The sequence below is a fragment of the Cedecea sp. FDAARGOS_727 genome (assembly GCF_012273235.1).
Lineage (GTDB): Bacteria > Pseudomonadota > Gammaproteobacteria > Enterobacterales > Enterobacteriaceae > Cedecea > Cedecea davisae.
This window is the reverse complement of the sequence record NZ_CP050966.1, coordinates 4556388-4577965: the sequence shown is the minus strand read 5'-3', so window position 1 is coordinate 4577965 and position 21578 is coordinate 4556388. Positions and strand designations below refer to the sequence as shown.

Below are 21578 nucleotides of genomic sequence, written 5' to 3'. Positions count from 1 at the left end.
CTTGCTCCCCCTTTAAGACTATTTCAGAGAGCGTATCCCGGCGATAAGCCGCTCAACGCCAGCTTCTAGCTTGATGCGCGGGCAACCGGCGTTAAGGCGAATAAAACCGTTCCCTTCCACGCCGTAGGTGTAGCCCGGCATAATGGCGACCTTCTGCTGCTCGATAAGTACCTTTTGCAGTTCACGGTCATCGAGCCTCAGCGGGCGCAAATCGACCCATGCCAGATAAGTGGACTGCGGCGGCTGCCAGTTAAGCTCGGGGAAAGCCTGATTCAGGCTATCGGCTACAAACTGCAAATTGCTTTGCAGGTAAGTACGCAGGGCTTCGAGCCACGGCTCGCCTTCACGGTAGGCTGCTATGTGGGCGACAATCGCCAGCACCGCAGGGGATGAAAGACCGTCCTGGCCTTTCAGCACGTTCAGATAATGCTGGCGGTCGTCTTCATGATTAATCAGGCCGTAAGCGCCGGTCAGCGCCGGAATGTTGAAGCTTTTAGAGCCTGAAGTGAACAGAGCCCAGCCGCCGCGGCCGACTTCGCACCATGGAATGTGCCGGTTCTCGCCCCAGACCATATCCATGTGAATTTCATCGCTAATCACCCGCACACCGTGGCGCTCGCACAGGTCAGCCATCAGCTCAAGTTCTGCGCGTGTCCACACTTTGCCGGTCGGGTTGTGCGGGCTGCACAGCAGCATAATTTTGCACTCGGGGCGGGCGAGCAGGGCTTCCAGCGCGGCCATGTCACACTGCCAGCCGTTCGCCGTATTTTGCAGCGGGGCGCTCAGGACCTGGCGCTGGTTCCCTTCTATCGCTTTATAGAATGCGTCGTAAGCCGGGGTATGGATCAGCACGCCGTCGCCGGGCTGAGACCACTGGCGTACCAGCTGCGAAACCATATAAATCACCGATGGGCCATAAACCACGCTTTCCGCGTCGATGCTGGAATTAAAGCGGCGCTGATACCAGTGGGCAATGGCTCCGAGGAAATCTTCGTTTTTCCAGCGGCTGTAGCCGAGCACGCCGTGGGCCAGGCGTTTTTGCAGGGCTTCAAGAATGCAGGGAGCGGTAGGAAAGTCCATATCGGAAATGGTGAAGGGGAGCAGGTCTGCCGCGCCGAAGCGGTCGGCAACGTAGTCCCACTGGGTGCACCAGGTGCCGTGGCGGTCGACAGGAACAGAAAAATCAAACATAAAGCCTCACAGCTAAAAAGGGCGCCTGAGCGCCCATTTATAGATTAAGCCTCGACGGTTCGCATCAGGCCGACCATCTCATCTTTTACCGACTGAACCTGCGGCCCGATAACGACCTGGAGGTTATGGTCGTTGAGCTGTACCACGCCGATAGCGCGGTTAGCCTTCAGGGCTGCGGTATCAACCAGCGTCATATCTTTTACCGACAGACGCAGGCGGGTGATGCAGTTATCAAGCGTGGTGATGTTGTCGCTGCCGCCCAGCGCCGCCAGAATCGCCGGAACATTATAGCCGGACTTACCAGGCTGGCCGATAACCGGTTTTTCAGCGGTGGTGGTTTCGATATCACGACCCGGCGTTTTGATATTAAAGCGGGTGATGGCGAAGCGGAAGATGGCGTAGTAGCCAGCAAACCAGACCGCCGCCACTACCGGCACCATGTACCACTTGGTGGACAGGCCGTGCAGCACGCCGAAGACGAAGAAGTCGATAATGTTGCCGTCGGTGTTGCCGATGGTGACGCCCAGCATGGACATTAAAGTGAAGCCGATACCCGTCAGCACGGCGTGGATGAGGTACAGCACCGGCGCAACGAACAGGAACAGGAACTCGATTGGCTCGGTGGTGCCCCCGACTACGCAGGCGATAACGCCGGAAATCAGCAGGCCTTTAATCTTGTGGCGGTTTTCAGGGCGAGCACAGTGATACATCGCCAGCGCGGCGCCGGGCAGGCCGCCAAGGAAGGCAGGCATTTTACCCTGAGAAAGGAACTGGGTAGCGCTTTCAGAGAAACCGTGGTTGGTCGGGCAGCTTAACTGAGCCTGGAAGATGGTCAGCGCGCCGCTTACGGTGTGGCCGCAGACGTCCATCGTGCCGCCCGCTTCGGTGAAGCGAATCAGAGCAACCAGGATGTGTTGCAGGCCGAACGGCAGCAGCAGACGTTCGCCGGTGCCGAAGATCATCGGTCCGAACACGCCAGCGCTGTGGATCATATAGCCCAGAGCGTTGATCCCGGCGGCAAATACCGGCCAGATAAGCGGAATAACCAGGCCAACAAGGCCCATCACTACGGTGGTGATAATCGGGACGAAACGTGTGCCGCCGAAGAAGGCCAGCGCATCCGGCAGGCGGATGTTATGGAAACGTTCATGCAGCAGGTAAACGATAATCCCGGCAATCACCGCCCCGAGAATACCGGTATCGATGGATTGAACGCCAAGCACGCTTTGAATGTTGTTGGCTTTCAGAATTGCGGCGTCGGTAGTCGGCAGAATTCCCTTGGCGGTGAGCCAGAAGTTAACCGCAAGGTTCATCACCATATAGCCGACGAAGCCCGCAAATGCGGCAACGCCCTTGTTTTCACGCGCCAGGCCAAGCGGGATGGCAATACAGAACATCACCGGCAGGAAGCTGAAGGCGAATGAGCCCATTTTGCTCATCCAGGTGAAGATCAGCTGCAGGACAGGGTTGCCCAGCGCCGGGATTTCTGTAATGACGTCGTGGCTGCTTAACGAGCTGCCGATGCCGAGCATGATGCCGCAGAACGACAGCAGCGCCACGGGTAACATAAAGGTTTTGCCGAGGTTCTGGAAAAATTCCCAAAGCGATTTTTTTTGTGGTGTATTAGCCGCCATCACGACTCCTTGACCCGGTTAAAATGAGATGTTGAGTAACGAAAGTTTGGCGATGATAAAACGTTTTACCAAACTTTATCGTGAGGACGATCGCAGAATTACCGCGCATAATGAAGCTTAATATGCCAGCATAAGTAAAACGTTTTATCTTTATATTTACCGATTCACGGAGGATCTGACTTAACGATGTCGACGCTGACCAAAAGAATCACTATTAACGAGGTTGCCGAAGCCGCAGGCGTATCGGTGACCACGGTATCGCTGGTCCTTAGCGGCAAGGGGAGGATCTCCACCGCCACCGGCCAGCGGGTCAATGAAGCCATCGAAAAGTTAGGGTTTGTGCGTAACCGCCAGGCGGCGTCGCTGCGCGGCGGGCAGAGCGGTGTAATTGGTCTGATCGTGCGTGATTTGTGTAACCCGTTTTATGCCGAGTTAACCGCCGGGCTGACCGAGGCCCTGGAGCAGCAGGGGCAGTTGCTGTTTCTCACCCAAAGCGGCAGCAAAGGGCAGCATATGCAGCGCTGCTTCGACACCTTAGTGTCGCAGGGCGTGGACGGCATTATTATCGCCGGGGCGGCTGGGCAGGGGGCAGACCTGCGTGAAATGGCGGCGCAGAATAAACTGCCGCTGGTTTTTGCCTCCCGCGCCAGCTATCTCGATGAAGTGGATATTATCCGGCCGGACAATATGCAGGCCGCGCAAATGGTGACCGAACATCTGATTAAGTGCGGGCACCAGCGTATAGCCTGGCTTGGCGGGCGCAGTTCATCCCTGACGCGAGCCGAGCGGCTGGGCGGCTTTTGCGCCACCCTGATGCAGCACGGCTTACCGTTCCACAGCGACTGGATCCTCGAATGCGAGCCGAGCCAGAAGCAGGCGGCGGACGCGATAACTGAATTGTTGCACAATTTTCCGACCATCAGCGCGGTGGTCTGCCACAACAGTACGGTGGCGATGGGCGCGTGGTTTGGCCTGACACGTGCTGGCTGGCAGATGGGCGGCGGCAGCGTGGACAGCTATTATGACAGGCATATCGCCCTTGCAGCTTTTGCCGAAGTGGGCGAAGACGACCTGGATGATGTCCCGATGACGTGGGTAACGACTCCGGCCAGAGAAATTGGGCGCAGCGCGGCACAGCGTATTCTCCAGCGCGGCCAGGAGAGCGAAGTTGCCTTTAGCAATCAGATAATGCCCGCCCGCCTGATAACCATCAAAAACTGATCTTCCCCGGAACGCTGGAAGGGATTGTGCGCCATGAAAGAATCAGCCGGATGGCCGCGAGGGACTAAAAAAATAGCCAGTCATTCGACTGGCTATTTTTAAGCTTACTGCTGAGGAGCCGGAGCGGCATCCTGAGGCTGAGGAACGGCATCGCTGTCGTTATCCTGCCCCGCCGGGCCGCCGAGGCCTGCCGGCAGAGCAAACATGCTAAACAGTTCGCCCAGAGACATTTGCTCGCCGTTCAGGGAGGCTTTTCCCGTGCCGTATTGCAGGCTGGTGGTGATGTTGTCGCCGTCAACTTTAGTGACGCGGAACATCTGGCCCATTGCCGCGAGGCCTTTGATCTGCTGGCTTGCCAGTTTACCCGCTTCATCCTGGTTGTAGCCTTCCAGTTGAGCAATCTGGGTCATCATTTCGGTTGCCATCGGCATCGGAATAACCAGCTTCGCGTCAAGAGACTTCACATAGCGGTCCAGCTGTTCTTCCGGCGTGTTGGCCGGGCCGGTTACGCCCTGCGGATCTTTCATAAACAGCGACAGGTTGAAGCTGGACTCGCCTTTTGCGTTCTTCCAGCTCAGCGGCGCGACGGTTATTGTCGGGTTGCCTTTCAGCAGCAGCGGCAGGTTAGCGCCAATTAATTCAACGGACTTCTGCTGATACAGCTCAGGATTTTGCTGCAACGTCGGGTCGGTCATCAACTGCTGCACGCCAGCGTTATATTTCTGGGTGAATTCACGCAGCGCGGCGGCGTCGATATTGCCCACTTTAAGCGTTAGCTTGCCGCTGCCCATATTCTGGCTTTGCACTTTTAACGCGTCCAGGCTGTAGTCGAACTGGCCGGTGAAGTGTTTTTTATCGTCCTGAACGTCGGTTTTGGCGTTGAGGTTAAACCCTTCCACCACGGCAATTTCTTTGCCATCCACCACCATAGAGAGCTTATCTACAGTGGCTTTTTGCGAGCCAACGCGCTGGTCGAACAGGCTGCGCTTGCTGTTACCGTCGGTTTTGATGCCGTTGAATGAAAGCTGAACGCGCTGGCCGTATTCGTTAACGGTGTTGATAAGCCCGCTATCGGCAGAACCTGAAAGCGTAATTTCGTTGCCGGAGCCGTCAACGTCGGCGTTCAGTTTAGCTCCGCTGAAGCTGAACTTGTTTTCGCCTTCGGTGGCGTCGATGGCCGCCAGCGTGATGTCAGAGGAGGTTGCTCCGCTATAGCCCACCCGGGTTTCCACTTCAACAGGCTGTTTGTCTTTGGTCAGGGTGAACAGTTGTTTGGTAATGTCGGTGTTCACAAGCTCGGTGTGGATAGACGCCATGCTCGGGATCAGGTTGAATTTCTTCAGCTGAGCGAACGGGAACGGGCCGTGATCGATGGTTTCGTTAAATAATACGCTTTGCTCCGGGGTCAGCAGCGCATTTTTGGTACCGGCAGCCTGTTTAACAACCAGCTGCACGCTGCTGTGGAACAGGCCACGTTTATAGTTCTGATAGCTCAGAATCAGCCCTGATTCCGGCGCCGAGTTTTTGATCTCCGCATTGGCGTTATCGATCATTTCGGCCATACGGCCTTCGAGCTGTTTGCCCGTAAACCAGGCTCCGCCGGTCCACACTACGCCCAGCGCCACAATTACCCCAACCGCAACCAGAGATTTTTTCATCGTATCATTGTCCATGTTAAGAAGCCGGTAGCCGTCCTCCACCGGGCGAATGAAAAACGCCTGTGAGCAGGCGTTTCAAGTTATTGACAAAAGACTTCGAGATTAAAGGCACGCCTTCGGTGCGATTAAAAGCAAAGAATTTTGTCTTCTGGTTTATCCCAAATGGCTCAAAACCGCGTTTTGGGCCATTTGCCACCAATCAAAAACGCCTGTGAGCAGGCGTTTTCGTAAACGTAAACTCTAGCTTAGCAATCCGCGCTAAAAAGATCAGTAAGTTAAAGTTTGTTAAACACTCGCGCTACCCGGCCAACGCCGCTGACCGCTATCGGCGACTCGTCGGCACCGATAAACGCCGACTCGCCCGGCTTCAGCACCAGGTGCTGCCGGTCTTTACTCAGGACGGCTTCTCCTTCCACGCAGAACACGATGGCCGCGCTCTGCTGGGCCAGCGTCGATTCCTGAGCGCTCAGGTCGTGCAGGGAGAAAGCGAAGTCGTCCACCGGGATCGGGAAGTCCAGTTCGCTGCCGTTTTTCTGCGGCTGAGTAAGCAGCTGGTCGGCCGGCTTTGGCTCAAATTTAACGTTGGCAACAAGCTCAGGGATATCGATGTATTTTGGCGTTAACCCCGCGCGCAGCACGTTATCGGAGTTAGCCATAACCTCCAGCGCTACGCCGTTCAGGTAGGCGTGTGGCGTTTCGGCAAACAGGAACATGGCTTCGCCTGGCTCAAGCTTAACCACGTTGAGCAGCAGAGGGGAGAACAGGCCGCTGTCGTCCGGGTAGAATTCGGAGATCACGCGGATGGTTTCCCATGGCTCGCCCTGTTGGCTGTTCAGCGCCGCTTTTAACACGCCTAAAGCCAGCGCTTTTTCTTCACCCTGCATATTCAGCAGACCGGCAAACAGCTTAGCCAGGCCATCGGCGTCCGGCTGTTGCAGGAAGTGAGCAATTAAGGGGTGCGCCCCGGCAACCGGCTGTAGCAGGGAAACAATGTCGGAGAATTCGCGGAAGGCGTTCATCGCAAGGAACGGCGTTAAGGCAAACACCAGCTCCGGTTTATGGTTAGGATCTTTGTAGTTGCGCTCTGCTGCGTCCAGCGGAATGCCCGCTGCGTTTTCTTTCGCAAAACCAATTTCAGAGGCTTTTTTGTTCGGGTGAACCTGAATAGAGAGCGGCTGGGCGGCACACAGCACTTTGAACAGGAACGGCAGCTCGCCAAAACGCTCGGCCACAGCTTTGCCGAGTAAAGTCGGCTGGTCGGCATCAATTATTTCGCGCAGCGAGTGCTGTTTACCGTCGGCTGCGGTGACTTTTGAGCTACTCTTTGGATGGGCGCCCATCCACAGTTCGGCCATCGGTTTATGTTCCGGGTTGGCTACGCCGTATAGTTCCGTCAGCGCCGTCTTACTTCCCCAGGCATAATTTTGTACCGCATTGATCAATTTTTGCATTTCTGGTCCCTGTAATCATTTAGTCGAAGTTTCAGTTATTAAAGCAATTATCCGCGGGGAAGTAACCAGGGCAACAAAAAGTCGTATTAGTCTCAGTTTCTGTTAAAAAATTGTGTAGGATGTTATGACTTGTTTTTGGAACACAGCGCGAAATTCTGTGCTGAACAATAAAAATTAACATTACTGTTGTCGCAAGTGAGAGAAATATGTCGAATAAACCCTTTCATTATCAGGAGCCGTTCCCGCTCCAAAAAGACCCAACCGAATATTACCTGCTGAGCTCCGACTACGTTTCCGTTGCCGAGTTTGACGGCCAGCAAATCCTTAAAGTTGACCCTAAAGCCCTGACGCTGCTGGCTCAGCATGCCTTCCACGACGCATCCTTTATGCTGCGCCCCGCTCACCAGCAGCAGGTGGCCGATATTCTTGCCGACCCGGAAGCCAGCGAAAACGATAAGTACGTGGCGCTGCAATTCCTGCGCAACTCGGACATCGCCGCGAAGGGCATTCTGCCGACCTGCCAGGATACCGGCACCGCGATTATCATGGGCAAGAAGGGCCAGCGTGTCTGGACCGGCGGCGGGGATGAAGAAGCGCTGTCCCGCGGGGTGTACAACACCTTTATCGAAGATAACCTGCGCTACTCCCAGAACGCCGCGCTGGATATGTACAAAGAGGTCAACACTGGAACTAACCTGCCTGCGCAGATTGACCTCTACAGCGTGGACGGGGACGAATATAAGTTCCTGTGTATCGCGAAGGGCGGCGGCTCGGCCAACAAAACCTACCTTTACCAGGAAACCAAGGCGCTTATTACTCCGGCGAAGCTGAAAGACTACCTGGTTGAGAAGATGCGTACGCTCGGCACCGCGGCCTGCCCACCGTACCACGTTGCGTTCGTTATCGGCGGCACTTCCGCAGAAGCTACGCTGAAAACCGTGAAGCTGGCCTCGACTAAATACTACGACGGCCTGCCGACGGAAGGTAACGAGTACGGCCAGGCTTTCCGCGACGTACAACTGGAAGAAGAACTGCTGAAAGAGGCGCAAAATCTTGGCCTCGGCGCACAATTTGGCGGGAAATACTTCGCTCACGACATCCGCGTTGTGCGCCTGCCGCGCCACGGCGCGTCCTGCCCGGTCGGTATGGGCGTGTCCTGCTCTGCGGACCGTAATATCAAAGCCAAAATCAACAAAGATGGCATCTGGCTTGAAAAACTGGAGCATAACCCTGGGAAATACATCCCGGAAGAGCTGCGCCAGGCCGGTGAAGGCGAAGCGGTAAAAGTGAACCTGAATCGCCCGATGAAAGAGATCCTCGCTCAGCTGTCGGACTTCCCGGTTTCAACCCGTCTGTCGCTGACCGGCACCATCATTGTGGGGCGTGATATCGCCCACGCTAAGCTGAAAGAACGTCTTGATAACGGCGAAGAACTGCCGCAGTACGTGAAAGATCACCCGATTTACTACGCAGGCCCGGCGAAAACGCCGGACGGTTATGCATCCGGCTCTCTGGGGCCGACAACCGCAGGCCGTATGGATTCCTACGTGGATCAACTCCAGGCCAACGGCGGCAGCATGATAATGCTGGCTAAAGGCAACCGCAGCCAGCAGGTGACCGACGCCTGCCACAAACACGGCGGTTTCTACCTCGGCAGTATCGGTGGTCCGGCGGCGGTGCTGGCGCAAAACAGCATCAAGAGCCTTGAATGTGTGGAGTACCCGGAACTGGGTATGGAAGCTATCTGGAAAATTGAAGTGGAAGACTTCCCGGCGTTTATCCTGGTGGATGACAAAGGTAACGACTTCTTCCAGAAGATTCAGGCTTCACAGTGCTCTCGATGCGTTAAGTAATACCCGAGCCGCCCTCCGTGGCGGCTTTTTTTATCGCAAAGGAGAAAGAAATGGCATCCAGTCGCAGTGAAAAAGATTCAATGGGCGCAATCGATGTACCCGCAGATAAACTGTGGGGCGCGCAGACCCAGCGGTCACTTGAACACTTCCGCATCTCTACCGAGAAAATGCCAACCGAGCTTATCCGGGCGCTGGCGCTGACCAAACGTGCGGCAGCGAAGGTCAACGTCGACCTCGGCCTACTGCCTGCCGACCGGGGTACGGCGGTTATCGCGGCCGCGGATGAAGTGCTGGCGGGGAAACACCCCAATGAGTTTCCGCTGGCCATCTGGCAGACCGGCTCAGGCACCCAGAGCAATATGAACATGAATGAAGTTCTGGCGAACCGCGCCAGCGAAATTCTGGGTGGCGTGCGCGGTATGGAGCGACTGGTGCATCCGAATGATGACGTTAACAAAAGTCAGAGTTCAAACGACGTATTCCCGACCGCAATGCACGTTGCGGCAATTATTGCGGTACGCGAGCATTTGCTGCCGCAGTTAAAAGTGCTGAAGCAGACGTTGGCGCAAAAAGCGGATGCGTTTAAAGATATCGTAAAAATTGGGCGAACCCACCTGCAGGATGCGACGCCGCTGACTCTCGGCCAGGAGATTTCTGGCTGGGTGGCGATGCTGGAGCATAATCTGAAGCATATCGAGCATAGCCTGCCGCACCTCGCGGAACTGGCGCTTGGCGGAACGGCTGTAGGGACGGGGCTGAATACTCATCCTGAATATGCGGTGCGCGTGGCGAAAGAACTTGCTGACTTTACTAAGCAGCCGTTTGTGACCGCGCCGAACAAGTTTGAAGCTCTGGCCACCTGCGATGCGCTGGTACATTCCCACGGCGCGTTGAAGGGGCTGGCGTCTTCTCTGATTAAGATTGCCAACGACGTACGCTGGCTGGCCTCCGGGCCGCGCTGCGGCATTGGCGAGCTGTCTATCCCGGAAAACGAGCCGGGCAGTTCCATCATGCCGGGGAAAGTGAACCCAACCCAGTGCGAGGCGGTGACCATGCTTTGCTGCCAGGTGCTGGGCAACGACGTGGCGGTGAACATCGGGGGCGCTTCGGGCAACTTTGAACTGAACGTTTATCGCCCGATGGTTATTCATAATTTCCTGCAATCGGTGCGCCTGCTGGCGGACGGCATGGAAAGCTTTAACGAGCACTGCGCGGTGGGCATTGAGCCGAACCGCGACCGCATCAGCCAGCTTCTGAATGAGTCGCTGATGCTGGTGACGGCGTTGAATACCCACATCGGCTACGACAAGGCTGCGGAAATCGCCAAAAAGGCCCATAAAGAGGGGCTGACCCTTAAGGCGTCTGCGCTCAAGCTCGGCTATCTCAGCGAAGAAGAATTTGATGCCTGGGTGCGGCCGGAAGATATGGTCGGCAGCATGAAGCCGTAAGTTTTCACCCGCAAATCTATTCTTCGCAATACAGGTGCAGCCGCGGGCTAATTAATCTTAGCGGCTGCGCTTTCGGTTTATAGCGATGGCGAATGTTTTCCGCATCGTAATTCAGCAACTCTCCTAAGTCCGGCGGCGTTTCACCATTGTCCTGCCTGCACAGCACAACCAGCGGCGAAGGGCAGGCGAGCTGCACCTGCTTTTGCTGAGCCTGATACCAGACGCGGGCCACGGGCTGTACTTTAACCGGCCTTTTAATTTTCAGTCGTGCGTTTTCCGGCAGGCTCGCCACATCGTTTATTTCCTGCGTCACGCGCTCTGCCCACTGTTCTTTGCTCCACGGAGCAACCGCCCGCCCGGCGTTCAGGCTTTTCTCCAGCATTTCCAGCACCTGCTGGCGGCTCAGGTTTTTGACTATCTGCTTGTTGGCCCAGCCAAAACGCACGGTATCCGGCGTTTCAGGCTGCGTGATGGTGCGGTAGGCGTTGAGCGTGATAAGCCCGGGAATATGGCGATGCACCCACTCAAAACGCTGAGAAGAGGGCAGCCCGGACTCAATGCTGATTATCTGTTCCAGCGCCTTTTTCAACTGGTTAACCTGCGTGATAAGCGCCGTGGTTTCCCGAAACTGGCCTTCTGTGACGGCATAGCAAACTGCGCCCGGCAGGCGTACGGCGGCTTTGCTGCTGGCCTTTTCTGACTGCTGCTGGATAAACATCCGGGTGAAGTGGGCTACCGCCGCTTCGTGCGCATCCTGGCCCACGCGTTGCGTGACCTGTATCGACGAGAGCGGGTCGTGCTCCTTGCTCTTTTCAATTTCAGGCAGGGTGAAGACCCGGCCGCTAAGCAGCCTGAGCTCGCCAAGCTGCCCGCGGAGCAGGTTCAACGCCTGCTCCAGAGAGCGGAAGGTGGAAGTCAGGCGTTCAATCAGATCGTAACGGGCCATAAAAACTCACTTTAGTTACAACATACTAATGAACTGTAGCAGGGGGCGATAACATCGGCAACAGTGTTTGATTTTGTTTAGCAGGAGGGAAATACCCGGCCTGGGGGGCCGGGCAAGCTGTTATCAGGAGAGGTAAGTGGTGTTTACCGGCCACGAGAAGCGGAAGCTGGCTCCGCCAAGAGGGCTGCTATCAATGGTGACCTGGCCGCCCATAGCAACGGCGATAGAATGGACGATGGCCAGCCCGAGGCCGCAGCCGCCGGTGGCTCTGTCGCGGCTTGGATCCAGGCGCACAAACGGCTCAAATACCCGGGCGCGTTCTTCTTCCGGTATTCCCGGGCCGTCATCTTCAACCTGTAAATTGGCGATGTCGCCTTCGCGCCACAGGCTGATGCGCAGCTGCTGCTGGCTGTAGCGCAGGGCATTGTTGATCAGGTTGTCGGTCACTCGCTCCATCAGGCGCAAATCAATAGCGCCGTAGTCGATGGCGTTTACCGTATCGGTGGCGAGGGCTATCTGGCGCTGGCGGTGAATGAGCTGCACGTCGGCAATGTGGGTTTCCATCCAGCTGGCGAATTTAACGTGAGCAAGATGAAGTTCGGTTTGGGGCCTGTCGAGACGGGCATAGGTCAGCAGCTCGTCAATCAGCGCTTCCAGCTGGCCGATGTCGCGATTAAGCGCCTGCGACTCCTCAGGGCTGAGGTTATCACTCATTTCAAGGCGGTAGCGCAGGCGAACCAGCGGCGTTCTTAGCTCGTGCGCAATGCCGTCGATCAGCTGTTTTTTACTGGCGATCAGGGCGTTGATGTTATCCGCCATCTGGTTAAAGGCGATGCCGAGCCGCTCAAAACTCGAAGCATTATCAAAATGAATATGCTCATCGAGATGGCCTTGACCAAAGCGCTGGGCGGCACTCTCAAGCTTTAGCATGTCCTGCCAGTGCGGGCGCATCCAGATAAAAACCGGGAAGGCGAGGGAGATAGCGATAAAGGCAATTAGCCCGATGTCCAGCAGCCGCATTTGGTGCAGGTAAAACAGGTAGGGAATCGGCCCAACGGCCAGCACATAGTGGCTGCGCGGAATGCGCTGGATAAAGGTGTATTCTTCGTCGAGCGCGACTATTTCGCCCTCGCGCAGGTGACGAGCGGCAATATCATCCAGCTTAAACTTGCTCATTGGCTCAATGTTGAGCTTAAAAGAGAGGTTAAGGTCGAGATCGTTGATGGTTTTATTCCAGTCGCGCGGAGGAATTTCTCTCAGCTCGCTGCGCATCAGGTAGAGCGAACTTTTCATCAAGTCATCAAGCGACTGCCGCCCGGCGCGCTCTGCGGTGAATTTATACACCAGGCCAACCAGCATGGTCATCACCAGGAAGCAGACAAACAGCAGGAGATAAAACTGTACAAACAGCTTTTTCATCAGGCTTCGCTTTCCCAGGCGTGCGGGGCAAATAAATAGCCCTTGTTGCGCACGGTTTTAATGCGAAAGGGTTCTGTGGCGTTGTCGAGCAGCTTTTTACGCAGGCGAGAAATCGCTACGTCGACGCTGCGATCCATACCGTCATAGGTTACGCCACGCAGGTTCTTCAGCAGCGCATCACGGTCCATTATCTGGCCTGCATGAGTGGCCAGCTCCCACAGTAAGTCAAAGTCAGCGGTAGAAAGCACAACATTTTCGGCCCCGAGCGTGACCTGGCGGTTTAACGGGTCGATGCACAGAGTGCCAAAGCGTATCGCTTTATGGGGCTTGAGGTTACTGGCCGTGGTATCCGCCGTATGCTGGGCCGACACACGCTGGCGCAGGTGCAGCCGCAGGCGAGCCAGCAGCACCGCAGGCGGCGTGGTTTTCAGAATATAATCATTAGCGCCCATCTCGAGCGAAAGGATGTGGTTCATGTCGCTGTCCAGCGAGGTCAGCAGCACAATCGGGCCGTCCCACTGCGGGCGTAGATCCCGACACAATGTCATCCCGTCTTTACCCGGAAGCATAATATCGAGCAGCACCAGGTCAGGTTGCTGTTGTTGAATAACCGCTTCGGCACGATCGCCGCGGGTTTCAACGATAACATCAATGTCGTGTTTCCCGAGGTAGGCCGCTATCAGGCCGCCTACTTCCGGGTCGTCTTCCACATAAACAATTTTGCTCATAACCTGCCGCGTTGGCTGTTAAAGAAATAAACATACAATGATGCAATAGATTACACCATTAATGGTTGGTAAACAGTTTTAGCGCAGGTGGCGCCCGCCGTCGACCGCATGACTGCGCCCGGTAACGTAGCGGCTGGCTAACAGATATTCCACCAGGTTAACGACCTCCTGTTCACCCGGCGCGATTTTCATCAACGATTTATTTAACGCGCGTTGGCGATACTCCGCATCATCACTTTCATTAAACATAATCAGGGCAGGGGCGATGGCGTTAACCTTAACCTCAGGCGCAAGTTTGAGCGCGAAAGAGAGCGTCATGTTTTCAAGTGCGGCTTTGCTGGCGGCATAAGCGATATGCTTGTCGCTCCCACGCTCTGCGACATAATCGGTGATGTGAATAATATCGCTGCCGCCCTGGCCGTGGCCGCGCAACAACGCTTCTAATTCGTGGTTGAGCAAATAGGGCGTCGCAACGTGGATTTGCATCATCGCATTAAACGTTTCACTTAGCGGCGTGTGGCGACTTTCCGGCTGCCATTCGCTGGCATTGTGGATTATTGCACGTAATGAAGGAGTCAACGCTTTCACCTGCTCCGCAAATCGGAGTATCCCTTCAGTGCCAGAAAAATCCGCATGCAGGCAGGTTACGCCAGCATGTTCGAGGGTGTCGATTGAGGAGTGCCGGGTGCGATAGCTGATAATCAGCGGCTGCCCCTTTGCAATAAACTGTTGAGCCAGCGCCAGGCCAATACGTTTCCCGGCGCCGGTTATCAGAATAGGACGGTTAATAGCAATTCTCCCCTTAGAATGTATCTGCCGGGGGAGTAATGCTTCTAGCCCACCAGCATCCATGTTGCCGGGAATGCTGCCAGCAGCATCAGGCAAATAACGGTTCGCTCTTTTAGGTTAAGCGATTTTTCGTGCATGTGGGTACTGCGGGCATACATAAACACCAGCAGCCCTGGAGCATAAAGTACCACTGAAAGCAGTAAATGCATCGGGCCTGATGCATAAAGCAACCACAGGCCATAAACGCAGGCACCCACGCCAATTGCCTTGTGCAGAGGGCGACTGGCGACTTTCAGCAGGTATGCGCCTACCAGGAAATAGGGCACCAGAATCATTTCCGAGGCGATGGTCAGCAGGGTGTTGTAGTCCGAGCCGGTAAGCCAAATTAATACCAGACAGACCTGCACGCTAATATTAGTCAGCCACAGCGATGCCGACGGAGCGTTGTTTTTATTCTGACGGGCGAACATCTTCGGAAAGGCTTTATGGGTAGCCGCCAGCAGCGGGACTTCCGCTGCCATGATTGTCCAGCTCAGATAAGCGCCGCATACGGAAACAATAAGCCCGGCGGCAATAATAATCTCGCCCCACGGCCCCATCATTTCAACCATCAGGCCAGCCATCGACGGATTGCGCATTGCCGCCAGCTCCGGGCGGGCCACTACGCCAAGCGAAAGTAGAGTGACCAGCAGGTAAACGACCAGAGCGGAGACTACTGCCAACAGCGTTGCGCGACCAACATCTTTTTTATTTCTCGCACGAGCCGAAACAACCACCGCGCCCTCAACGCCGATAAATACCCACAGGGTGATGAGCATAGTATTTTTCACCTGCTCCCATACGGGCACGCCGAGCTTGAGGCCGGTGAAATCGAGGGTGAATGTCGGGAGTTTGAACGCCATAAAGGCCAGAACCACAAACATACCCAGCGGCAAGAGTTTTGCTAGCGTGGCTACAAGATTGATGCTGGCTGCGGTCTGTACGCCGCGCAGCACCAGCCAGTGCACCATCCACAATAGTATCGAAGCGCCTACGATAGACTGCCAGGTGTTCCCGTCGCCGAACAGCCGAATCTCGGGCGTGTCGGTAAAGAAACTGAGAGCGGAAAAGACGATAACCAGGTAGGAAACGTTGGCGATAACGGCGCACAGCCAGTAGCCCCAGGCCGAGCAAAATCCAATGAGCTCGCCGAACCCTTCGCGCGCATAAGTAAATATGCCGCCATCGAGATCGGGGCGCAGACGCGTCAGTACCAGCATCGCCAGCGCCAGCAGCAGGATCCCTACGCCGGTGATTGCCCAGCCAATAAGCAGGGCCGCAGGGCTAGCGACAGCGGCCATATTCTGCGGCAGGCTGAATACTCCCGCGCCGAGCATAGAGCTTAATACCAGAGCGGTTAGCGCCGCGAGGCCGAGTTTCTTTTCCATAGAGGTCCTGTAAAGAGTTAAGGGATCCAGCATAATTATTATGCTTTTACGCATATAAATGGAGGATCACGCTAAGGCGCGGGATTCTACGGAGTGTGAACACTGCTTGCAATGAGCTGAGCCATAAAATGAACTGAATGGCAAAAAAAAGGGCAGCTTTCGCCGCCCTGAGGTTTTTTAACGCACCTTATTTATACAGGTCTGCGCTAATGGTGATGTTATTACCACGCTCCTGCCACTGGCGGGTAATGTGGTAGAACTTGGCCCCTTTTTTAGCCGCGCGTTTGGCGACCTGGTAGGAGATCTCGGTCATGTTGCCGTAGTTCCCTGTGAACTGAATATTATCAAACGGCACCATTTGGGCTGCGGTGATTTTATTCACTTCTTCGATCTTAGTTCCGTCCGGTAAAGTTACGGTGTAACGGCCACCTTTAGAGCTTTGAGTCTCGAAGAAACGGCCCACGTCGCTGGACGGCGCTTCGGAAGAGGCGATACCCGGGATTTCAACCTGTTTCGCCGCCGCGCCACCGGCCGCTAATGCCGCTTTACCTGCTTCAGAGTTAGCCGGCAGCAGGTCCGGGCTCTGAACCACACGCTGTTTAGCATCGGCTTTGTAAATGAATGCGGTAACGCGCTGGTTTCCGCCTTGGTTAGCATCAACCTGGCGCACGATGAAGAATGAGGCGGCACCTTTGTTGCGTGCGGCTTTCGTTATCGCATCATTCACTTCAGGCTGGCTGCGGTAGAAACCCTGAACGGTCACGGTATCGAAAGGCTCAAGCTTAAAGGCCTGCTCTTTCGGCAGTTCCACAATGCCGTTAATTACGCGGTTTTTGATCGCATCTGCTTTTGGTGCGTCGGCTTTATACACATCCGCTATTACACGAGCATTGCCGCTTTCCCCGATGAAATTGCTGTCCAGTACATAGAAAGAGGCCGCGCCAATTTCATCCGCACGGTGAGAAACAGCAGACACAGCATCGCCGATGGCGTTAAAGCGCCCGGTGACGGTGATACGATCGTAGGGTTTAAGAGCAGATGCTTGTTCAGGCGTCAGTTCTGTCGCAGCCTGAGCGGACAGCGAAGTAACAGAAATAAGAGCTGACGCCAGAAGGGTGTTCTTGAGATTCATAAAAATAATCCTTCGCCTTGCGCAAAATGAGTGCTGATACTGCGTTCTCTGATAATGACAGGTTAACGGCCGATTATGGCACTGAAATTAAGGCTAATCTACAACCGTTTGCTTGGCGATAAGTGCCGCTAAAGTCTAAATCCGGCATGGAGTTTCTGTTTCTCAGCCCATATAACCGGCGATGCCATCCCACAGGAGTTTGATTGCGGTTATCACCAGCAAAAGCAAAAAGTAAATCCGGCTGTAATGGTAATGGGGCAAGGAATGGCAGCGGGTTCGCATGCTGTACTACAGTTACCGGGACTGCGAGCACTGGCCGTTGAGGCGATTCGACTGCTTGCGGCGGCGATCCAGGATTATATTGCTGCTGGAGAAAAAAGATAAGTTGAAAAAATAGCCTTCGAAGCTTCAATTCTGCTAAAGATTATGACTTGCTTGGTTAATTTATTGTTAATTGCTGGTTTTGCTGTGAGTAAGAATCATGTGGACGGGCTTCTATTAAGCGTATTATCAGGCTCTGAGGGTTAAATAGCGGTAAAAACGACTGCCTGGGTGCCGCAGCACTAAATTTTTGCGATAAAAATACAAATACCAGGATGCAGATGTAGATCACAGTCGTTATTTTCAGTAGGTTATAAAAAGTTTGTTACAGATCTAATTTTTGTTGAAGTGAGCGTGGAGAAGATATCTGCCGGCGGCGCGCGGGCGGATGTTTGCGTCTGGCCACGGCAATGTCTGGCAAACCATCATCAAAAACAGGTGGAAGGGAATATTATGCGTATTGGCGTACCAAAAGAGCGGTTGACCAATGAATCCCGAGTAGCAGCCACGCCGAAAACGGTTGAGCAACTGCTAAAACTGGGGTTTACGGTCGCCATTGAGAGTGATGCGGGAAAACTGGCAAGTTTTGACGACGAAGCTTATGAGCGTGTTGGCGCAAGCATCACTGATAGCGCGGATGTCTGGCAGTCGGACGTAATTTTAAAAGTGAACGCGCCGCTGGAAAACGAAATCGAACTGGCGCGCGAAGGCTCTACGCTGGTGAGTTTTATCTGGCCTGCGCAAAATCCGGAGCTGCTTGAGAAACTGGCCGCACGCAATATTACCGTGATGGCGATGGACTCCGTGCCGCGTATTTCGCGCGCCCAGTCTCTGGATGCACTTAGCTCTATGGCGAACATTGCTGGCTACCGTGCAATTGTTGAAGCCGCACATGAGTTTGGCCGCTTCTTTACCGGCCAGATTACCGCTGCCGGTAAAGTGCCTCCGGCCAAAGTCATGGTTATCGGTGCGGGTGTTGCTGGCCTGGCGGCCATCGGGGCGGCGAATAGCCTTGGTGCCATTGTTCGTGCGTTTGATACTCGCCCTGAGGTTAAAGAGCAGGTTCAGAGTATGGGCGCGGAGTTCCTCGAGCTGGACTTCAAAGAAGAAGCGGGCAGCGGTGACGGCTACGCGAAGGTGATGTCCGAAGCCTTTATTAAGGCAGAGATGGCGCTGTTTGCGGCCCAGGCGAAAGAAGTCGATATCATCGTCACTACCGCCCTGATCCCGGGTAAACCTGCACCGAAGCTTATCACCCGCGAAATGGTTGACTCTATGCAACCGGGCAGCGTGATTGTCGATCTTGCTGCGCAAAATGGCGGCAACTGCGAATACACCGTGGCGAATCAGGTTACCATTACGCCTAACGGCGTGAAGGTCATAGGCTATACCGATTTGCCGGGGCGCCTGCCGACTCAGTCTTCCCAGCTGTACGGCACTAACCTCGTTAACCTGATGAAGCTGCTGTGCAAAGAGAAAGACGGCAATATTACCGTTGATTTCGAAGACGTTGTGGTACGCGGCGTGACGGTTATCCGCGAAGGTGAAGTCACCTGGCCCGCTCCGCCGATTCAGGTTTCTGCCCAGCCGCAGGCGGCAAAGGCAAAAATCGAGCCTGTTGAAGAGAAAAAACCAACTTCACCATGGTTTAAATACGGCCTGATCGCGCTGGCGATTATTCTGTTTGGCTGGTTCGCAAGCGTGGCGCCAAAAGAATTCCTCGGCCACTTTACCGTGTTCGCACTGGCCTGCGTGGTGGGCTACTACGTGGTCTGGAATGTTTCGCACGCGCTGCATACCCCTTTGATGTCGGTCACTAACGCCATCTCCGGGATAATCGTCGTAGGCGCATTATTACAAATCGGCCACGGCGGCTGGGTCAGCGTGCTGAGCTTTATTGCTGTGCTGATAGCCAGTATCAATATTTTTGGTGGATTCACCGTCACTCAGCGCATGCTGAAAATGTTCCGGAAGAACTAAGGGGTAACAAATGTCTGGAGGATTAGTTACAGCTGCATACATTGTTGCCGCGATCCTGTTTATTTTCAGCCTGGCGGGCTTGTCCAAACACGAGACCTCAAAACAGGGCAACCTGTTTGGGATCGCGGGGATGGCAATTGCCCTGGTGGCGACGATTTTCGGCCCGGAAACCGGCAACGTGGTGTGGATCATCATCGCCATGGTTATCGGCGGGGCAATCGGTATTCGCCTGGCGAAGAAAGTCGAGATGACCGAGATGCCGGAGCTGGTGGCGGTGCTGCACAGCTTTGTCGGTCTGGCCGCGGTGCTGGTTGGTTTTAACAGCTACCTCGATCATGCGCCGGGCCTCGAGCCAATCCTGGAGAATATCCACCTGACGGAGGTATTCCTTGGGATCTTCATCGGGGCGGTGACCTTTACCGGGTCTATCGTGGCGTTTGGTAAGTTGTGCGGCAAGATTTCGTCTAAACCGCTGACGCTGCCTAACCGTCATAAGCTGAATCTCGCTGCGCTGGTGGTTTCCTTTGCGCTGCTGATCGTGTTTGTGCGTACCGAAAGCGTGGGCCTGCAGGTATTAGCCCTGCTGCTGATGACCCTTATTGCGCTGGCGTTCGGCTGGCATCTGGTTGCCTCCATCGGCGGTGCGGATATGCCGGTAGTGGTTTCTATGCTGAACTCCTACTCCGGCTGGGCGGCGGCGGCGGCGGGCTTTATGCTCAGCAACGACCTGCTGATCGTCACCGGAGCGCTGGTGGGTTCTTCCGGTGCCATCCTGTCGTACATTATGTGTAAGGCGATGAACCGCTCGTTTGTCAGCGTGATTGCCGGTGGTTTCGGAACGGATGGCTCCTCAACCGGTGAAACGGAAGAGGCGGGCGAACACCGTGAAGTCAGCGCCGAAGAAACCGCTGAAATGCTGAAAAACTCCACTTCGGTCATCATCACCCCGGGGTACGGTATGGCTGTTGCTCAGGCACAGTACCCGGTTGCTGAGATAACAGAGAAACTGCGCGCTCGCGGCATCAAAGTGCGCTTCGGCATTCACCCGGTTGCGGGGCGCCTGCCGGGCCATATGAACGTGCTGCTGGCAGAGGCCCGCGTGCCGTACGATGTGGTACTGGAGATGGACGAAATCAACGACGATTTTGCCGACACAGACACCGTGCTGGTTATCGGGGCTAACGATACCGTCAACCCGGCGGCTCAGGAAGATCCACGCAGCCCAATTGCCGGTATGCCGGTGCTGGAAGTGTGGAAGGCTCAGAATGTCATCGTGTTCAAACGTTCGATGAACACCGGCTACGCTGGCGTGCAGAACCCGCTGTTCTTTAAAGAGAACACGCAGATGCTGTTTGGCGATGCTAAAGCAAGCGTTGAGGCGATTCTCAAATCACTCTGAGTTTGCACTACGCTGTTCACGAGGCCGCCCAAAGGGGCGGCTTTTTTTTGTCTGAACAGAACAGAGCACTATCCCGAAGGCAATAAATAGGGCACTAACCAGATGGAAACTCTGCACAGGAAGGTCAAGAAACAGAATGCTTAAGACTCCTCCACTCAGTGGGATCAGATGGGAATAAATTTCCCCTCGGGTAGCGCCGATGGCCAGGATGCCCTTATTCCACAGTAAATAAGAAAGCCACGACGGGAAAATCACCAGGTAAGCCAGTCCGAGTAAAAATGCTCCGTTCAGGGGGAAGTCTGGCAGGTGTGGTTGCCAGGCCAGGTTAACAAACAGCAGTGGCAGCAGTATCAGAGCGCCCAGTGTGGCACTAACGGCCACAAATGGATTCCCGCCGATTGTTGCCGGTTTAAGGCGTAAAAATGCGCAATAAATTGCCCAGCTCGCCGCCGAACCCATCGTCCAGACATCTCCTCGATTCAGGTTCTCCAGCGTATCGAGATGCAGCAGGTCGCCCTGTAAGACCAGATAAATCACCCCCAGCGAGCTCAGTAATACTCCAGCCACGTTGCGCCTGGTGATGGTCTCTTTGAATAGCAGCTTGTTGATCAGTAGTACCAGCGCGGGCGTAGTAGATAAATAGATAGCCGCGTTCAGGGAGGAAGTGTATTGCAAGCCGATGTAGAGCGTCACGGGAAACAGTACCTGGCCACATAACGCCAGAAAAAAGACTATCCCTTTTGCTTTCAGCATTTCTGCCCATTGTTTTTTCACCTGAGGGTAATAAAGCCCCATCAGCAATGCTGCGGTGAGCAACCATCGTGTTTCTGAAAGCAATATTGGGTCCACCTGGGCCACAAGCAGATGGCCAACAACATAGTTGCCTCCCCAGAACAGGGCGGCAAGGCTAAGTAATAAATATGGCATAGTTTCTTTTCCAGTCGAGAAGAACGGACGCGGCTGTTTGCAATAGATATCGTT

The 21578-nt window shown here is 54.9% G+C and carries 16 protein-coding genes; 5 read left to right on the top strand and 11 right to left on the bottom strand.

Annotation, left to right across the window (positions count from 1 at the left end; translation table 11 throughout):
• Positions 1–18 precede the first annotated feature (18 nt).
• Positions 19–1191, bottom strand: a complete 1173-nt coding sequence (locus FOC35_RS21395; protein ID WP_172570149.1) for a MalY/PatB family protein — start codon at positions 1189–1191, stop codon at positions 19–21.
• A 44-nt stretch (positions 1192–1235) separates the two neighbouring features.
• Entirely contained in the window at positions 1236–2825 is a 1590-nt protein-coding gene (gene malX / locus FOC35_RS21390) for a maltose/glucose-specific PTS transporter subunit IIBC (RefSeq protein ID WP_172570148.1), read from the bottom strand.
• 186 nt (positions 2826–3011) lie between these two features.
• On the opposite strand from malX, the gene FOC35_RS21385 reads away from it, so the two are divergent.
• Positions 3012–4046: a Mal regulon transcriptional regulator MalI gene (locus FOC35_RS21385; RefSeq protein ID WP_172570147.1), complete on the top strand. Its 1035-nt coding sequence runs from the start codon at positions 3012–3014 to the stop codon at positions 4044–4046.
• Between the two features lie 104 nt (positions 4047–4150).
• Here the strand turns inward: FOC35_RS21385 and FOC35_RS21380 are convergent, their stop codons facing one another.
• Complete coding sequence (locus FOC35_RS21380; RefSeq protein ID WP_172570146.1) at positions 4151–5704, bottom strand: YdgA family protein; 1554 nt, start codon at positions 5702–5704, stop codon at positions 4151–4153.
• A 275-nt stretch (positions 5705–5979) separates the two neighbouring features.
• Positions 5980–7155 carry a mannose-6-phosphate isomerase gene (manA, locus tag FOC35_RS21375; RefSeq protein ID WP_172570145.1) on the bottom strand — a complete coding sequence of 392 codons (1176 nt, stop codon included), beginning with the start codon at positions 7153–7155 and terminating at the stop codon, positions 5980–5982.
• A 206-nt stretch (positions 7156–7361) separates the two neighbouring features.
• Between manA and fumA the strand changes: the two genes are divergently transcribed.
• A complete protein-coding gene (gene fumA / locus FOC35_RS21370) occupies positions 7362–9008 on the top strand; it encodes a class I fumarate hydratase FumA (RefSeq protein ID WP_172570144.1) in 1647 nt (548 codons plus the stop codon).
• 50 nt (positions 9009–9058) lie between these two features.
• Positions 9059–10456 carry a class II fumarate hydratase gene (gene fumC / locus FOC35_RS21365; RefSeq protein ID WP_172570143.1) on the top strand — a complete coding sequence of 466 codons (1398 nt, stop codon included), beginning with the start codon at positions 9059–9061 and terminating at the stop codon, positions 10454–10456.
• A gap of 16 nt (positions 10457–10472) precedes the next feature.
• Here fumC and tus read toward each other — a convergent pair whose 3' ends face one another.
• The 6 genes from tus to ydgH all read right to left on the bottom strand — a co-directional run bounded on the left by tus (position 10473) and on the right by ydgH (position 16897).
• The gene (tus, locus tag FOC35_RS21360) at positions 10473–11402 is read right to left on the bottom strand and encodes a DNA replication terminus site-binding protein (RefSeq protein ID WP_172570142.1); all 930 of its coding nucleotides are present in this window, start codon (positions 11400–11402) and stop codon (positions 10473–10475) included.
• Between the two features lie 123 nt (positions 11403–11525).
• The gene (gene rstB / locus FOC35_RS21355) at positions 11526–12821 is read right to left on the bottom strand and encodes a two-component system sensor histidine kinase RstB (protein WP_016536162.1); all 1296 of its coding nucleotides are present in this window, start codon (positions 12819–12821) and stop codon (positions 11526–11528) included.
• Positions 12821–13549 (bottom strand): two-component system response regulator RstA, encoded by a 729-nt coding sequence (gene rstA, locus FOC35_RS21350; protein WP_016536164.1) that lies wholly within the window; start codon positions 13547–13549, stop codon positions 12821–12823. The genes rstB and rstA overlap by 1 nt, the downstream gene beginning before the upstream one ends.
• Before the next feature lie 78 nt (positions 13550–13627).
• Positions 13628–14401, bottom strand: coding sequence for a dihydromonapterin reductase (gene folM / locus FOC35_RS21345; RefSeq protein ID WP_254065400.1), 774 nt, complete (start codon positions 14399–14401; stop codon positions 13628–13630).
• Positions 14383–15765 carry an amino acid permease gene (locus FOC35_RS21340; RefSeq protein ID WP_039898155.1) on the bottom strand — a complete coding sequence of 461 codons (1383 nt, stop codon included), beginning with the start codon at positions 15763–15765 and terminating at the stop codon, positions 14383–14385. The genes folM and FOC35_RS21340 overlap by 19 nt, the downstream gene beginning before the upstream one ends.
• Positions 15766–15952: 187 nt before the next feature.
• Positions 15953–16897, bottom strand: coding sequence for a DUF1471 family protein YdgH (ydgH, locus tag FOC35_RS21335; protein ID WP_016536167.1), 945 nt, complete (start codon positions 16895–16897; stop codon positions 15953–15955).
• Between the two features lie 774 nt (positions 16898–17671).
• Here ydgH and pntA point away from each other — a divergent pair.
• Positions 17672–19198, top strand: coding sequence for a Re/Si-specific NAD(P)(+) transhydrogenase subunit alpha (gene pntA, locus FOC35_RS21330; RefSeq protein WP_172570425.1), 1527 nt, complete (start codon positions 17672–17674; stop codon positions 19196–19198).
• Positions 19199–19208: 10 nt separating this feature from the next.
• Positions 19209–20597 (top strand): Re/Si-specific NAD(P)(+) transhydrogenase subunit beta, encoded by a 1389-nt coding sequence (gene pntB, locus FOC35_RS21325; RefSeq protein ID WP_016536171.1) that lies wholly within the window; start codon positions 19209–19211, stop codon positions 20595–20597.
• On the opposite strand, the gene FOC35_RS21320 is transcribed toward pntB, so the two are convergent.
• A complete protein-coding gene (locus FOC35_RS21320) occupies positions 20589–21524 on the bottom strand; it encodes a DMT family transporter (protein WP_172570141.1) in 936 nt (311 codons plus the stop codon). The two genes, pntB and FOC35_RS21320, sit on opposite strands and share 9 nt — an antisense overlap.
• Positions 21525–21578: the final 54 nt, after the last annotated feature.

Excerpts from the sequence above, each read along its gene's own strand:
- FOC35_RS21395 (WP_172570149.1), bottom strand. The coding sequence starts at position 1,191 with ATGTTTGATTTTTCTGTTCCTGTCGACCGCCACGGCACCTGGTGCACC.
- malX (WP_172570148.1), bottom strand. The coding sequence starts at position 2,825 with ATGGCGGCTAATACACCACAAAAAAAATCGCTTTGGGAATTTTTCCAG.
- FOC35_RS21385 (WP_172570147.1), top strand. The coding sequence starts at position 3,012 with ATGTCGACGCTGACCAAAAGAATCACTATTAACGAGGTTGCCGAAGCC.
- FOC35_RS21380 (WP_172570146.1), bottom strand. The coding sequence starts at position 5,704 with ATGAAAAAATCTCTGGTTGCGGTTGGGGTAATTGTGGCGCTGGGCGTA.
- manA (WP_172570145.1), bottom strand. The coding sequence starts at position 7,155 with ATGCAAAAATTGATCAATGCGGTACAAAATTATGCCTGGGGAAGTAAG.
- fumA (WP_172570144.1), top strand. The coding sequence starts at position 7,362 with ATGTCGAATAAACCCTTTCATTATCAGGAGCCGTTCCCGCTCCAAAAA.
- fumC (WP_172570143.1), top strand. The coding sequence starts at position 9,059 with ATGGCATCCAGTCGCAGTGAAAAAGATTCAATGGGCGCAATCGATGTA.
- tus (WP_172570142.1), bottom strand. The coding sequence starts at position 11,402 with ATGGCCCGTTACGATCTGATTGAACGCCTGACTTCCACCTTCCGCTCT.
- rstB (WP_016536162.1), bottom strand. The coding sequence starts at position 12,821 with ATGAAAAAGCTGTTTGTACAGTTTTATCTCCTGCTGTTTGTCTGCTTC.
- rstA (WP_016536164.1), bottom strand. The coding sequence starts at position 13,549 with ATGAGCAAAATTGTTTATGTGGAAGACGACCCGGAAGTAGGCGGCCTG.
- folM (WP_254065400.1), bottom strand. The coding sequence starts at position 14,401 with ATGGATGCTGGTGGGCTAGAAGCATTACTCCCCCGGCAGATACATTCT.
- FOC35_RS21340 (WP_039898155.1), bottom strand. The coding sequence starts at position 15,765 with ATGGAAAAGAAACTCGGCCTCGCGGCGCTAACCGCTCTGGTATTAAGC.
- ydgH (WP_016536167.1), bottom strand. The coding sequence starts at position 16,897 with ATGAATCTCAAGAACACCCTTCTGGCGTCAGCTCTTATTTCTGTTACT.
- pntA (WP_172570425.1), top strand. The coding sequence starts at position 17,672 with ATGCGTATTGGCGTACCAAAAGAGCGGTTGACCAATGAATCCCGAGTA.
- pntB (WP_016536171.1), top strand. The coding sequence starts at position 19,209 with ATGTCTGGAGGATTAGTTACAGCTGCATACATTGTTGCCGCGATCCTG.
- FOC35_RS21320 (WP_172570141.1), bottom strand. The coding sequence starts at position 21,524 with ATGCCATATTTATTACTTAGCCTTGCCGCCCTGTTCTGGGGAGGCAAC.